At 37.2% G+C, this 15,704-nt stretch carries 12 protein-coding genes; all 12 read right to left on the minus strand.

Translation table 11 applies throughout. The features are described 5' to 3' along the window. Nucleotides 1-6 precede the first annotated feature (6 nt). The 12 genes from AC0L3W_RS06300 to AC0L3W_RS06355 all read right to left on the minus strand — a co-directional run bounded on the left by AC0L3W_RS06300 (nt 7) and on the right by AC0L3W_RS06355 (nt 15,689). Nucleotides 7-606 carry a UPF0149 family protein gene (locus AC0L3W_RS06300; protein ID WP_409439384.1) on the minus strand — a complete coding sequence of 200 codons (600 nt, stop codon included), beginning with the start codon at nt 604-606 and terminating at the stop codon, nt 7-9. A 113-nt stretch (nt 607-719) separates the two neighbouring features. Next, entirely contained in the window at nt 720-1,682 is a 963-nt protein-coding gene (gene pfkA, locus AC0L3W_RS06305) for a 6-phosphofructokinase (protein WP_409439383.1), read from the minus strand. A 649-nt stretch (nt 1,683-2,331) separates the two neighbouring features. Continuing rightward, nucleotides 2,332-3,894: a SulP family inorganic anion transporter gene (locus AC0L3W_RS06310; RefSeq protein ID WP_409439382.1), complete on the minus strand. Its 1,563-nt coding sequence runs from the start codon at nt 3,892-3,894 to the stop codon at nt 2,332-2,334. Between the two features lie 96 nt (nt 3,895-3,990). Beyond that, entirely contained in the window at nt 3,991-5,748 is a 1,758-nt protein-coding gene (gene olsF / locus AC0L3W_RS06315) for a bifunctional ornithine lipid synthase OlsF (protein WP_409439381.1), read from the minus strand. Between the two features lie 154 nt (nt 5,749-5,902). After that, the gene (locus AC0L3W_RS06320; protein ID WP_409439380.1) at nt 5,903-7,612 is read right to left on the minus strand and encodes a polyamine aminopropyltransferase; all 1,710 of its coding nucleotides are present in this window, start codon (nt 7,610-7,612) and stop codon (nt 5,903-5,905) included. A 63-nt stretch (nt 7,613-7,675) separates the two neighbouring features. Beyond that, the gene (locus AC0L3W_RS06325; RefSeq protein ID WP_290037893.1) at nt 7,676-8,575 is read right to left on the minus strand and encodes a DUF350 domain-containing protein; all 900 of its coding nucleotides are present in this window, start codon (nt 8,573-8,575) and stop codon (nt 7,676-7,678) included. Nucleotides 8,576-8,584: 9 nt separating this feature from the next. Beyond that, nucleotides 8,585-9,520, minus strand: coding sequence for a hypothetical protein (locus tag AC0L3W_RS06330; protein ID WP_409439379.1), 936 nt, complete (start codon nt 9,518-9,520; stop codon nt 8,585-8,587). Between the two features lie 26 nt (nt 9,521-9,546). Beyond that, a complete protein-coding gene (gene kdsB / locus AC0L3W_RS06335) occupies nt 9,547-10,317 on the minus strand; it encodes a 3-deoxy-manno-octulosonate cytidylyltransferase (protein WP_290037888.1) in 771 nt (256 codons plus the stop codon). 2 nt (nt 10,318-10,319) lie between these two features. Then, nucleotides 10,320-10,499, minus strand: coding sequence for a Trm112 family protein (locus tag AC0L3W_RS06340; protein WP_290037886.1), 180 nt, complete (start codon nt 10,497-10,499; stop codon nt 10,320-10,322). Further along, a complete protein-coding gene (gene lpxK, locus AC0L3W_RS06345; RefSeq protein ID WP_409439378.1) occupies nt 10,493-11,464 on the minus strand; it encodes a tetraacyldisaccharide 4'-kinase in 972 nt (323 codons plus the stop codon). Before lpxK ends, AC0L3W_RS06340 begins: the two co-directional genes overlap by 7 nt. Further along, the gene (gene msbA / locus AC0L3W_RS06350) at nt 11,464-13,215 is read right to left on the minus strand and encodes a lipid A ABC transporter ATP-binding protein/permease MsbA (protein WP_290037883.1); all 1,752 of its coding nucleotides are present in this window, start codon (nt 13,213-13,215) and stop codon (nt 11,464-11,466) included. Before msbA ends, lpxK begins: the two co-directional genes overlap by 1 nt. 20 nt (nt 13,216-13,235) lie before the next feature. After that, nucleotides 13,236-15,689 carry a DNA internalization-related competence protein ComEC/Rec2 gene (locus tag AC0L3W_RS06355; protein WP_409439377.1) on the minus strand — a complete coding sequence of 818 codons (2,454 nt, stop codon included), beginning with the start codon at nt 15,687-15,689 and terminating at the stop codon, nt 13,236-13,238. Between the last annotated feature and the right edge of the window lie 15 nt (nt 15,690-15,704).

The following is a 15,704-nucleotide window of genomic DNA, read 5'->3' on the forward strand; positions in this document are numbered from 1 at the left end:
ACCCTATTATTCATCAAAGACTAAATTCTGGGCCGCACTATAAGCTAAATTACTCAATAATTGTGGTAAAATAGCCAATATCTCATGGTATTCAGGTAATTGATCAACAATCGCTAAAAATTGAGGGTCATTTGCATCTTCTGGAGCAAGTTTGGTTAACAGTAAGATCGTTGTTTGTAATATATTTTCACTGTTACTATCACCCTCCACCGATTCCCATTGTTCATTGAATATTTCAATAGCCGCTAAAAAACCACTCGAAAATTGTACTGCTTGCTCACTTAACAGTTTGTCGGGTGTCAGCCAATCATGGCACTGTAAACCGTTCAATGGAATAGCTTCTTGATAGGCAGCCTGAATTTCATTAGTTAAAGCAATAACCTTTTGTGCATACTCAGTGGCTTGCAGTTCATTGTCAAAGCTCATCTCTGCGTTAGGTTGCCATAGATAGCTTAGCCACTGATCTAAATCCAATAACTCGGGCAACGCTTGTACACTACATATAAAACCAATTTGATAATAACTAGTATGTAAGCCTTTAATTGAATTTAATCGGCCATTCATTTCAATAAAATCAAACAACGCCTTCTTTTGAGTATCGGGCATATTAACTCCTAGTAATGTGGGATATACATAGTATAAATTTGAGATATAAAAAAGCCTACTTAAAAGTAGGCTTAATCGATATATCTATAAATAAGTATATTAGCTATTAAAACCTAATATAATACGTTTGATAGATCGTAAAGGTCTTGACGGAATGGACGTTTCATTTCAGTTAAACATTCGATAATGTCATGATCAACCATTTCACCACACTTAATACCAATACAACGCGCACTCTTACCTGCCATTAATAGATCAACTGCATATGCACCCATACGACTAGCTAAAATACGGTCAAATGCCATTGGTGCACCACCTCGTTGGATATGACCTAATGTTGTTGCACGCGTTTCACGTTTTGTTCTTTGTTCGATGCGTTTTGCCAAAGCAGTCACATCAGTAATGTGCTCAGTAATAGCAACAATCGCGTGCTTTTTACCTTTTTCTTCACCTAATTGAATTTGTTCAATTAACTGATCTTCATCAAAATCAACTTCAGGAACAATAACGTATTCACTCCCGCCAGCAATCGCTGCCCATAGCGTTAAATCACCACAGTAACGGCCCATCATTTCTACGATAGAGATACGATTATGAGATGAAGATGTATCACGAAGACGATCCACTGCATCAACAATAGTATTTAAACAAGTCATGAAACCGATAGTAAAGTCAGTACCCGCGATATCGTTATCGATAGTGCCAGGAATACCGATACATGGGTAACCCATTTCGCTTAATTTTAATGCACCCATGTACGAACCATCACCGCCAATAACGATTAATGCTTCAATACCATGCTTTTCTAATTGTTGAATCGCTTCTTTACGAACACTTTCTTCTTTGAATTCTGGGAAACGAGCTGTTCCTAGAAATGTGCCGCCGCGATTAATAACATCAGATACTGAATGGCGATCCATTTGTTCGATTTTATCTGCATGTAATCCTGCATAACCATCATAAATACCAAACACTTCGATATCGTGAGATAGACAAGTACGTACTACTGCTCGCACTGCAGAATTCATACCCGGCGCATCGCCACCACTTGTAAGCACACCAATTTTTTTAATCACAATTTACCTCAACCAATTACACTAATTGATAACAACCATAAGACTATTGCCATATAGACTATGATAATCATCTATAAAATTAAAACTTTTTATTTTAACTCAAGTTAAATGCAGTTTTCTACATGAGTTGTAGAAAGTAAACGTCCAGAACCACATCAACTTTATTAAAATAGCTAATATTTAATCATTGGTTTTTCATGTAAACAACCTCTGATACTTCGTGCCTCAAGCATACAATATCTAAACGCTGTAGAATAACAATATTATGCATTTTCTGCGGAAAAAGCTCTTTCTTTGCTTTTTTATTAATCTGGATCAGTAATCTTTTTTAAATTGTCACAAATATGCAATAACTAGGCTATATTGTATTTAACAAATAAAAGGAGAAGAAGATGAAAAGTAAAAAGAAAACGTTAAGAAACAAACATATTTGGTTTTCAGTGTGGAATCCAAAGTCAACTCAACTAAGCCCTAAGTGCGACGCGGAATACCGTCCAGTTAGACAATCAACTCGCTAAAATCCATTAAAAAATAGCAAAAGGTTTACTAAAACCTTATTTCCCTTTCCCGTAATACCTTTCAAATAAATACAAAAAAGCAGGTTATGAAACCTGCTTTAGAATATTATTTATTGTTTAGTTTAGTTACATTAACCTAACTTATCTGATGCTACCGCATAAGATGGATCTTCAATTAGGTTCATTTCTACTAATACACCCGCTTTATGTAATAATTTGCGACAATCTTTACTCAGATGGCGAATATGTAATTTTTTGCCTTCCTTTACGTAACGTTCGTTAAGTACACTAATCGCTTCAATAGCGGAGTGGTCAGCAACACGACATCTAGCAAAATCTACAACGACGTGACGAGGATCGTTTTTCACATCAAACAACTCTAAGAAATTACTGACTGAGCCAAAGAACAATGGACCATTAATGCTGTAAGATTTTTCAGTATTATCTACATTCACTTCAACTTTAGCGTGTATATGGCGAGCATGCTCCCATGCAAACACTAATGCCGATACGATAACACCTACAAATACTGCAATTGCAAGATCAGTGAACACAGTTACCGTGCTTACTAAGACAATCACAAATGCATCTTTTACTGGCACATTACGCATCATTTTAAATGAAGCCCATTCAAAGGTACCTAATACAACAATAAACATCACCCCTACTAACGCAGCTAGCGGTACAATTTCAATTAAACCTGAAGCAAATAAAATAAACGCTAGTAACGCAAGTGCAGCAGTGATACCAGATAAACGACCACGTCCACCAGAATTAATATTGATCATTGACTGCCCAATCATCGCACACCCGCCCATACCACCAAATACGCCATTCACCATATTTGATGCGCCTTGCGCAACACACTCTTTATTAGGGCGACCACGAGTACCAGTCATTTCATCAACAACCGTTAAGGTTAACAATGATTCAATTAAACCAACCGCAGCTAGGATTAGAGAGTACGGTAAAATAACCTGTAATGTTTCTAAATTAAACGGAACAATTGGTAGTGCGAACGTTGGTAAATTACCAGCAATCGTCGCATTTTCATCACCAGTCATACTTTGTAGAAAGTCTAATACAGTACGTGTTTCTAATGCAGGTACAAAATAAACTAGAAGTGTTACTACTACAATAGCCACTAATGTAGAAGGGACTGCGTTAGTTAACTTTGGTAAAAAGTGAATAATAGCCATGGTTAAAGCAATTAACCCCAGCATAATATAAAGGGCATTCCCCTGTAACCAAGTTAGGTTTCCAGCGGCGTCTTTTACTTTGAATTGGCCTAATTGTGCTAAAAAGATAACGATAGCTAAACCATTCACAAAACCAATCATTACTGAATGTGGCACCATTCGAATAAACTTACCAAAATGTAACACACCACATAAAATTTGGAATAAACCAGCCAACAGCACTGCTGCAAAAAGGTATTCAACACCATGAGAGCTAACTAATGCCACCATGACAACCGCCATTGCGCCAGTCGCTCCAGAAATCATACCTGGACGGCCACCAAAAATAGAGGTAATTAAACCAACCATAAATGCGGCATATAAACCAATCATTGGTTCTACACCTGCCACAAAGGCAAAGGCGACTGCTTCAGGTACCAGTGCAAGAGCAACTGTTAAACCTGAAAGCACATCATTTTTAACACTGCTTTTATTAATTTGGGGGAATTCAAACACCGCTGTTGTTCCTTTTTAGGGGTAAAATATAGGGCGCGTATTATAGCGCCCATTTGAGGTAACAGCAAAACAAACAAATTTTAATTATACCAAGATTTAAGCACTTATTTTAATTTCAGATTCAGTTGTTGTTAACGCTTCTAAATGGATATCCATGTAGCGAGATTTTTTCTTTGCTTTTAGATAGGTTAAATCTACAACGACCAAGCCATCAATACAGTGATTGAAGTCCGGATCAATATTAAAATCGACAAACTGCACACCACCTTCATGGCACAACTCTGTATATTGCTTATATAATGTAGGTACACTTACCCCCATGTTATTCATCATGGTTTTTAACTTCATAAAATCTTTTGCATAGTTTTCACCACTAAAGTACGCTAACAGTTCATTATCCAACTCTTCCGAAATCGAATAAGGGTTTCTAGGTACAGCTAATTCCCCCTTTGATGGAAAATATAACTGGTAGAAATACACTAAATAAGCATGTGCTTTTTTCGGTAAAGCTGCACTTAAAGAAACAGGGCCAAATAGATAACGAATATCAGGATTCATTGCTAAATATGCGCCAATCCCTTGCCATAAATAATCTAAGCTGCGTTTTCCCCAATATCTTGGCTGTACAAAGCTGCGACCAAGCTCTATGCCTTTTTCAAAATACGGCTGCATGTCAGCTTGGTAATCAAACAGTTGATCACTATATAAGCCACTAACCCCTTTTTCTGAGATTAATCGATCGCTATTGGTAAAACGGTAAGCTCCTACTAGCTCTAACTGCTCTTTATCCCATAAAATAATATGCAGATATTCAAAATCAAACTCATCTAGATCGCGTTTTTCACCCGTCCCTTCCCCAACAGCGCGAAAAGTAACTTCTCGACACCGTCCTAACTCTTTTAAAATGACGCCATGTTCAGGTTTTTCTAAAAGGTATATATTCTTTCCGTCTGAAGTACTGCCTAATAACTGACATTGTTCAATAGCGTGTTTTAATTCCACTCGAGGGACTGGATGTGCGATCTCAGATTCTGTTTTAAAGTAACTTTGCTGACCTTTGGCTACACGATAAACCTCTTTTTGCAGCAAATTTACTTTAACCTTAGTAGACAGTTTATTTTTGCCATAACTTTCAAAAGGGATTAATTTACCAATACTGACATTAATACTTTGCTCATTATGTTTAAACATCTCTTTAACTAACAATAAGCTCGCTAATGGTTTGTAAAAGAAGGAAGAGGCATAAAAGGTCCAAGAGTTTCTCGCTTTGATATGTATAGGCAAAATAGGCGCTTTGGCACGTGACGCAATTTTCAAGAAACCTTTTTGCCAAGGAGAATCTTTAATACCTTTAGGGGTAAAGCGTGAAACTTCACCAGCAGGGAATATAATTAATGCTCCATCGCAGGATAAGAAATCATGTATGTTGAGAAGGTCTTGTTTCGCGGTATTACCGGACATATTGTTAACGGGTAACAACACATCATGTAAGGGTTTAATCTCCATTAATAACTCATTAGCGACAACTTTAACGTCATCTCTGATTTTTTTAACCAAATGTAACAATGCTAATCCATCTAGAGAACCAATTGGATGATTGGCTACGATAACAACACGCCCTGTTACAGGTATACGTTCGATTTGCTTATCAACTGTGGCAAAACTAAAATCAAAGTAATCGAGCGTCTTCTCTATTAAATCAAAGCCTTTTAGGTTTGGGTAGCGGTCTGCGAATTGAACAAACTCACTCTCATGCAATAAATTTTTGCACAAAGAACTTAATAATTTATGTTGCAACGAATTTTCCACTAATGTTGGAAAATACTTCTTAAACATCTCTTGACTTGAAATCATCCTATCATCACCCTTCTATCCTGTTTTAGTTAGCATAGAAAGGTAAAATGACAGCTGAGTTACAAATTTAAGACTTATTCATGACAAGTCTTCAAGGCAAAATAATATCCACTCACACTTAACTATTATTTCCATATAGACAACATGCGAGAGGTTAATTAGCAAATTCCGTTTCAGCTTCCCAAGCTTTTTGATGGTATTGATACAGAACGTTACTACCCAAATAATTAATTTTTACGTTTTCTTTATTCAAATAAAAATCTTTATTGAAGGAAAATGCACCTTTTAGCAAAGGTAAGGTTAACCATTTAGTTGGAACATTTAAGTTATCGATGGTTGATAATCGTTGTGACGCCATTTGACCTCGTTTAGTACCAATACTCCAGCCCCACTCACCAAAAGAAGGTACGTTTTGATGATACTGCTCTGTATTAAAGCCAGCCTCTCGTAAAGTTTTCCCAATAGAAATAAACGCTGACTGGGCATGAAAGGGGGAGGTAGATTGCACCACAATTGCACCATCGCCACTTAACAAGTTTTTCAAACGATAGTAAAAGTTGACACTATACATCTTATTTAGATCCGGGTGACTAGGGTCAGGTAGGTCGACGATAATCGTATCAAAGGTTTGTTTATTAGCGAGTAAACGATCAATGGCAATAAAAGCATCATCATTAATCACCTTCACACCTGGTTGATTAAAGCTATCTTGTGTTAATCGTTTAATTTTATTGCTCAAATGAGGCGGTAATACCTGTTCTGGATATTTAAATAAAGCGACTAATTTAGGGTCAAGGTCAATCAAAGTCACTTGCTCTGGGTTCCATTTTTGCACTTCACGTAAGGCTAAACCATCACCGCCTCCGACAATCAAAACATGCTGATGGCGAGCAGAAGCTTGCATAACAGGGTGAACTAAAAACTCATGGTAAATATGTTCATCTAAGCTAGAAAATTGTAAACGACCATTAATATAAAAATTATAAATGGGCTCGTAGCCACCGCCCAATAGGCGCTCAGTAAACACCAAGTTTTGGTAGGTAGTTTGAGTTTGATATACGACTTTGTCTAAATACAGCATATTTTGCATCTGTTTTTGCCAGTGATTACCAAACATAAACACCAATACAATCAAGCCACCTAAACAAAGGTGCCCTATGATCAATTTCATTCGATGTTTGAGATGATCTTTAAAGCGTATTAAAAATACAAAACCGGCAATCAAATTCAAAGAGGCAGTCAGTGCGGCAGCTTGACTGATTTCAATTTTTAGCATGAATAATACCCAAATGGCAGCGCCTACACCTGCCCCGATATAATCTGCACCATAAATTGTGCCGGCATTATGTGCTAAACGTTGGCCGTAAACTGTTTCTCTTATACGTGCAATTAAAGGAATTTCCATCCCAATCAAAAAGCCTAAGATAAAAGCAAACAGATAAGGTAATTTGCTGCTTAACCAAGATAAAGTTGCAAGGAAGTCTCCTTTTAACAACACATCGTTAGGAATCTGATACGTATCTGCAATTAATTGCGGTAAGGTTTGACTAAAACCAATCACAGAAGCAATGAATAAGGTTGCACTACATCCGATCAAAGCAACAATCAGCTCTAATAATACAAAACCTTGAAAGGCATCTTTTATCTTTTTAGCCGCAAAAGCTCCCAATCCCATCGATACGATCATGATCCCAATGATTGCATAAATCACCGTTTCTACGCTACCCAGGATACGCGCAGAATAATGGGATAGTAGATATTCATAAATCAAACCACAGCAAGCTAAAGTGGCCATTATTAAAATTAAAAAAGCATCATCAATGAGTAAATTGATCTGCTTGCTATTGAGAGATTTAAGACGCATACAATTAAATTCGCTTATAAAAAAGGCCATCAAATGATGGCCTAGTAAGATAAAACAGTAAAATTAAGACATTAATGCCATTAATAGGAAGGCAATAGAGAAAGACGTTGCTAATTCAATAGTAGCAATACCAATGTTTTGCTGATCTTCAACCTCTTCACGACGGTTAATTCCCCATAATACAAGGAACTTAGCAATGCCTGTTAAAATGGTTAATAACACCATTAAAATGACACTAATCACAACCCATTGCATTAGTCCCATCCACAGTGAATCCACATCAAAAATAATAAAGTAGCTCGCAGCCGTCACTGACATTGCAGTAGAAATCAAGTAACCGCTATAACGAATAGCTAAAGCAATATGGTTATTAACTAAGGCAGTTTGGAATGGCATTCCATTATTTTTAGCATATTTCCATTCAAAGAAGCGAGTGATCACAACCAGCATAACTTGTGAAACGACCCAAGCAGCAACAAGCGCGATAAAGGTATCAACATTCAAGCCTTCTACCCACATGATAGCGGCACGTACAACGATCGCAGTGGCAATCACTGAAGCCGCATCCACTAATGCAACTGCAATATTGCGATCAATGATTAAAGCTTGTTTATCAAATGATGCTAAAGCAAATTTATCATGAATATAACGTCCTGCTTTAATCAGAATTAAACCGGCTAAACCATAAGCTAACATACCAATTAACTCTATTTCATAAGAGCCTGCTAATTCACCAGTGATGGCACCACTTAATGCAATCCCCATGGCAGCAACGCCACCCGCCATACTAATTCCGTAGGCAAAATTATCTTTATGCGCTAACTCGTCAGCCGTATTCACTTTACCCAATACGCCCATCGCATAACGAATACCACCTAATAATAAGATAGCAACAGCCATATCAATGGCTAAATAACCAATCAACGATCCATTTATTTCTAATGTTGTTATTAATTCGTTCATATTAATATCCTATTTACCGCGACTAACACCACGAGATGTGGTTGATTTGCTATTTCTAAAACTACTTGAAGAGGCTTTTTGCTTCGAGTAACTCGACTTCCCTGAAAAACTGGTTGCTTTCTGTGCTTGTTTACTGGCTGTAGACATGCGACTTGCACCTGTTTTAGATTTGGCATAAGGGCTAGTGAAACCGCCTTTGTTACCAAATTTTTTCTTCGTGCGTTGTGCTAAGTCATCTTGAGACTTACGTTGCTGAGGAGAAGTGTAACGATTACGACCAACATCATTGTAATAACTGTAATCACGTCTAGAAGACCAACGGTCGTAACCTATTTGACGAGGAGAAATAGCTGAGAATAAAGTATAAGCTGCATACCACTGCCAAAATGAGAAACCACTGCTGTTAGTTTGCCATTGACCGTAACCAGGATTACCTACCAACTGACTACCAGCACCGTTATCATCAGCCCCATTAGCTTGTAAACTTTGTGATTGGCTGATTGCATTAACACGAGCAAACTCACCATCAGACATATCAGCAATGACATTAATAGGATCAGAAAGCGCATCATTAAATAAAGTGGGATCAGAGGCTTCAATCAATGTTTCACTTTCAAATAATTGTGCTTCAATATCACCCAATACATCAGGTCGTGTTTTTAATGTAGCTAAACGGTCTGTTAAAGAACGGAACATAGGTCCCTCTCTCGTTGCATCTTTAGACAGTTCAGTTAACAAAGGTTTTAAGTCTGGCTTTTGTTGCTCTAATAATGTTGCATATTGCTTTAAAATAATCGCATTTCGAACACGTTGAGTATCTAAATTTGTCCCTAAATTTTCAATAAGGTAATCTGCTGTTTTAATGTTTGCTTGTAAGCGTTCAGGACGATCATCGCCACAGGCTACTAGCAACACACTGAAACAGAAAATAAGAAAAACTCTCATAGGCTTTATTATTCCTTAATATTAATTCAACTTTGTGACAAAACGTCAATCACTCGTTGTAAGTCTTCTGCAGTATCAACACCTGCAGGCGGCACTTGGCTTGCAACATCAACATGGATTTTATAACCATGCCAAAGTACTCTCAATTGCTCAAGTTTTTCAATACTTTCTAAAGGTGAAACCGACAATTGTGCATAGTGTTTTAAAAAGTTGACACGATACGCATAAATACCAATATGGCGTTGTAAATGACTCAAATCGACATTTTTTTCTTGTCTATTTTGCTCTGTAAAATTGTCGCGATCCCATGGTGTCGTCGCTCGACTAAAATATAAAGCAAGATTATGCTTATCTGTGACTACTTTTACCGCATTGACATTAAAAGCGTCATCTTGATCTGTGATAGGCGCACTTAATGTAGCGACACTCGCTTGCTGATTAACATATAAGTTATCTGCCACTTGTTTAATGACACTAGGTGGAATTAATGGTTCATCACCTTGTACATTCACAATAATTTCTTCATCTGAGAATTGATATTGTTCACACACTTCCGCTAACCTATCAGTGCCTGACTCGTGGTCCTTAGAGGTTAAACAAACTTCAATATTATTCACCGATACTAACGCATCAACGATGCGTTGATCATCCGTTGCAACGATCACTTGTTTAGCGCCACTCTGTAATGCTTGAATAGCAACTCGCTCAATCATGGTTTTACCCAGAATATCAGCTAAGGGTTTAGCAGGTAATCTAGTAGATTGATAACGAGCAGGAATAACCACAATAAACGACATAATTACTCCTCGTCAGCACTCATTTTACGTGCTTCTGCATACAATAAAGCAGGTATGCCATCTCTTACAGGATAAGCAAGATGATCAAACTTACAGATTAGTTCGTTGTTATCTTTATCGTAAGCTAGTTTTCCTTTGCATACTGGGCAAGCAATGATATCTAATAACTTAATATCTAACATTTTGATTCCTTAATCTGTGTTAATTTTTCTAAAAAAGGTTGAATAAAAGTGTCTGGAAGTTGACCATCAATGGGTAAATACCACCAATGAGCTTGGGAAAATGAGGTACATTTTACCGCATCTTTTTCCGTCATAAGCAAGGGCATATCAGTAGGGAATTGCTCAAAGTCACTAATAGTATACGCATGATGATCAGCGAAAGAGACTTGCTTATTCAGAGTAAAACCTTGCTCAACTAACGTATTAAAAAAGCGAGGTGGGTAACCAATAGCAGCACAAGCATTAACCGATTGTGTAGATAATACTCCTTCACCACCATCTACCTTTTTACAAGGAGAAGCAACCAATAACATAGTCGACTCACCTTCATGACTTGCTCCATTATTGATAATGAAATCAACATCACGTAAACGACTCAGCGATTCTCTTAATGGCCCCATCGGCATAATATGCTGATTACCGTAGCGACGCTTACCGTCTACCACTACAATTTCAATATCACGTTGTAACGCATAATGTTGCAAACCGTCATCAGTTATAATCACATCAACATCGCAGTGTTTTGCTAAATAGTCAGCTGCATTGGCTCTAATTGGGTCAACTACAACCGGGATACCTAAGCGCTTATGAATAAGTACCGGCTCATCACCAGCTTCTTTTCCTAAGGTCTGTGTATTTACCGCTAAGGGATAATTAGTCGATTTACCGCCATATCCACGACTGATCACACCCGGTTTATATCCCTGTTTAATTAACAATTCACATAAACTAATAACAAAAGGTGTTTTACCATTCCCGCCTACCGAAATATTACCAACGACGACAACAGGTAACGGGCTTTTATAACTTTTAAGCCAACCGCGTTGAAAACAAAAACGACGAAAGGCACTAATAACCTGCACTAACAATGCAAAGGGCCATAATAACCATGCCCACCATTGTGTAGGCTGATACCAAAAAGGCATTATAATTCACCTGATGATTGCATTTTATTTAGGCTGTGATAAATCTGACCTTGTGCAAGTAGCTCTTGATGGGTCCCTTGTTCAACAACTTGGCCATGGTCTATCACCAGGATTTGATCTGCATGTTCTATTGTGGATAGACGATGTGCAATCACGATTGAAGTTCTATTTTTTTGTAGTTCATCTAAAGCTGCTTGAATATGACGTTCTGACTCTGTATCCAAAGCTGAAGTTGCTTCATCCAAAATAAGCACAGGCGCATCACGTAATAGTGCACGAGCAATAGCTAATCGTTGACGTTGACCACCAGATAGCATAGCCCCATTTTCACCAATAACAGTGTTTAAACCTTCAGGGAAATTATTGATAAACTCCATAGCATGGGCGGTGGTAGCTGCTTTGATAATGTCTTCTTCTGTAAAACGATCTTCACTAGCGTAAGCGATATTATTGGCAATGGTATCGTTAAACAGGTGAACATTTTGCGATACAATCGCTACTTGATCTCGTAAAGAAGTCAATCGATACTCTTCAATATTCTTACCGTCTAATAATATTTCTCCTGAGTCGATATCATAGAAACGTGTTAATAAATTTGCGATCGTTGATTTACCACTACCTGAACGCCCTACTAATGCCACTGACTGCCCAGCTTTAACATTAAAACTAACTTTATTTAATGCAGGCTTATCCCCTGTAGGGTAAGTAAATACAATATTGTTAAGGCTAATATTACCTGCTACACGCTCTACTTCGTAAGTACCTTCGTCTTTAGCTATATTCATATCAAGCATATTGAACAAACTTGTACTTGCCGAAATACCTTTTTGAATTTCATTATTAATTTGGGTTACACTTTTAATCGGTTTCATTAATGCCATCATTGAACTGATGATCACAACAAAAGTACCAGATGAAAGTGTGTCCATAATTTGTGGAAAAGTAGCAAGATATAATACAAAAGCTAATGCAAAAGAAGACAATGTTTGAATAACAGGGACACTAATCGCATTCGCACTGGCCATTTTCATATTTTGAGCACGCACAGTATTACTGACTTTTTCGAATTTTTTATTTTCTATTTTTTGACCACCAAACATTAATACTTCTTTATGGCCTTTCAGCATTTGTTCAGAGGACGTTGTGACAGAGCCCATCGCATTTTGTAAGTTTTTACTGATTTTTCTGAAACGTTTACTCACAACATTAATGGCTAGACCAACGATCGGACCAACGACAAAGAACACCAATGATAATTGCCAGCTTTGATAAAACATCAATGCAATCAAGCCAATTGCTGTTGCACCTTCCCGGAAAATTTTAACTAAAGCGTTACTAGCTGCGTTCGATACTTGGTTTGCATCATAGGTTATTTTTGATAGCAACTCACCGGTGTTGGTTTTATCAAAAAATGAGACTGGCAACAGCATTAATTGTGCAAATAATTGGCGTTGTAGTTTCATCACCACATTATTACCAACCCAAGCCATACAATATGAGCTCATGAACGCAGCTAAACCACGAAGCCCCATTACAATCACTACAAAATAAGGCATCATTTCCAACACAGAAGGATCTTTACCTGTAAAGCCATCATCGATTAATGGTTGTAAAGACCAAATTAATGCCATATCAACACCGGCATAACCAATCATACCAATAATTGCCCCCACTAAAGCGAGCCTAAAATCTTTAATATAACTAATTAGTCGCTTTAAAATTGACCAAGCGCTTTCTTTATTGTTTTTCATTAATACACCAAATAAGAGATTTAGAATGCAAGATGCTGATGATACCAATAAGCAGCAAGATCTTCTCTATAAGTTTTTACTTCAATATGCTGATTTTGCACATTAAAGCGAATAAATCCAGTTTTAGCGGTTGTTAAATGTGCAATCTCTCGCTGCTGATAGCGTTGCACCACCGATTGTATAGGAAAACGCCAGCGATTTTTATAACCAGCAGAAAAAACCACCCACTTGGGATCCACTTGTTCAATGAAGTCTGTACTTGATGATGTTTTACTTCCATGATGTGGTGCAATCAATATATCAGCCCTAAGTAATGGTATCGTTTTATCTTGTTGCTTTACTAACTGCTGTTCGATCTTATGACTAATATCACCAGTCAATAAGACATTAATATGACCATCGCTAACTTTCACTACACATGAGTTATCATTATTGTTTTTCCCTATTTTGTTCGGTGACATAACGGTCATAGTCAATTTCCCTAACTTAATGACTTGGCCTGTTAAACACTGCTGGTACTTAACCTCTGTAGGCAATTGATAACCTTTATTAAGGGTCATTGCCTCCCCTGAGTAAGCCCTATAGATATCAAACTCTCGTTGAATCAATGCAGCTCCACCCGCATGGTCGTTATCACTATGGCTGACCATTAAAGTCTGCAGTTGCTTAACACCCTTTGCTCTCAAGTAAGGCAGAATAGTACTATTAGCTACAGCAAAATGCTGCCCGAAACTAGGTCCCGTATCGTATAAAAAAGATTGCCCTTCACTACTCACTAAAATGGCTAGTCCTTGCCCGACATCGAAGACTTCCACTTGCCAAGTAGAACGCTTTTTATATTCAATCTCAAACCAGCGAATAGCTAAAAATAACAAACTGAAGCCAATTATTCCTCGTTGTAATAGCCTATTTACTGTCAATAAATGACTATATAAATAAACCAATAGTATTAATAACAACATGACAAGACAGCTTAATATAACCGCGACGGCAGACTTTGATAAGACTTGGTAGCCACCTGCTAATGGACTTGCATAGTCAAAGAACAAAACTAGCAATTCATTTGCAATCCCTAATACCCAATAACTTACAGTGTTAAAGAACAACGCTAGTAAAGCACCAAACAAAACAACAGGTATAATTAGCCAAGAAAATAACGGAATAGCAATAAGATTAATCAATAATGAAAAAACGCTAAAAGCAGAAAAGTTTATCAATTGAATAGGTAACATAAATATCGTTAACATCAATTGTAATAGCAGTAAATTTTTGATCACTAATAAACTCGAGGCGACTAACGATTTCCACCAAGACACCTGCTCTTTTCGTTGTAGTGCTTTACCTTTCATTACCCATAGAAAAGTGACAATTCCACTCATTGCAGTATAAGAGAGCCATAAACTACTACTTAAAATCGCTAATGGGTCAAACAAGAGCATTAACCAAAAACAGAAGAACAGAAGATCAAACAAACTAATTTTTCGTTTACTGGACAACATAATAATGCCTAGCAATAACATCAATAATGCACGCTGAGTAGGTAACGAAAAGCCAGATATATAACCATATAGAATGCAGACAAATAACCCAAATAAGTTCGCGATCCGCCAGGAAACCCAACCTAAATAAGCAACAGGTAAGCTTAATTTACAAAGCTGATGCAGTACGATGAAGGTAAACACAAATAACAAACCAATATGTAATCCTGAAATAGCAAACAGATGTGCAACACCTAAACCTGCAATAACGGCTTTATCTTCGGCATTGATTAAACTTTTATCAGCAAAAATTAAGGCTATAATAGCCCCTTGGTGTCTCATTGACTCTGTAAGTATTAACACTTTATTGTATAAACGGGATCGTAATGACTGTGTTGACTGAACAACCTCTAAATGTTGTTTAATAGAAGCAATATAAGCAATGTGCTGGGAATACCGCCATTTTTGCCTATCAAAACCATATGGATTTGCATTTCCCTGTAATGCTTTTAAGCGCACCTTAAATTGATGAACTTGGCCTGCTTGTACCATTAATGTCGGTTTAAACCAGCGCATTTCAACTAAAGGGCAAAGAATACAGGTTTGATTATTGAGAGCGGTGATACGAGCAACAAAATAACCACTATTTTTTGTATTGATTAATGATTTCACCTGCACTGTTATGGTATTGTCTTCTGCCTTACTATTCTCAGAGATAAAACTCATTAAGGATTGATGATTATTACTTAATAAATTATCTACTTGAGTGCTATTATGGGATGTTGTTGGAAGACTGACGCCCAACATAGTGATATAAACAAACAGACTAAAATATACTGCAGTCGCAGGTACAATGGTTAGATAGCGACACCTTGGCCAGCACATTAAAGTGATTATAATTAAGGCACAACTAAGTAGCCCACTCCCATTTAGTAACTGTGGCCAAAATAGAGTAGTAATAAAAGTAACAATAGACAGACTTATTGTTATGCGCATTTCTTTCCATTTAAG

Source organism: Psychromonas sp. KJ10-5 (genome assembly GCF_055808325.1).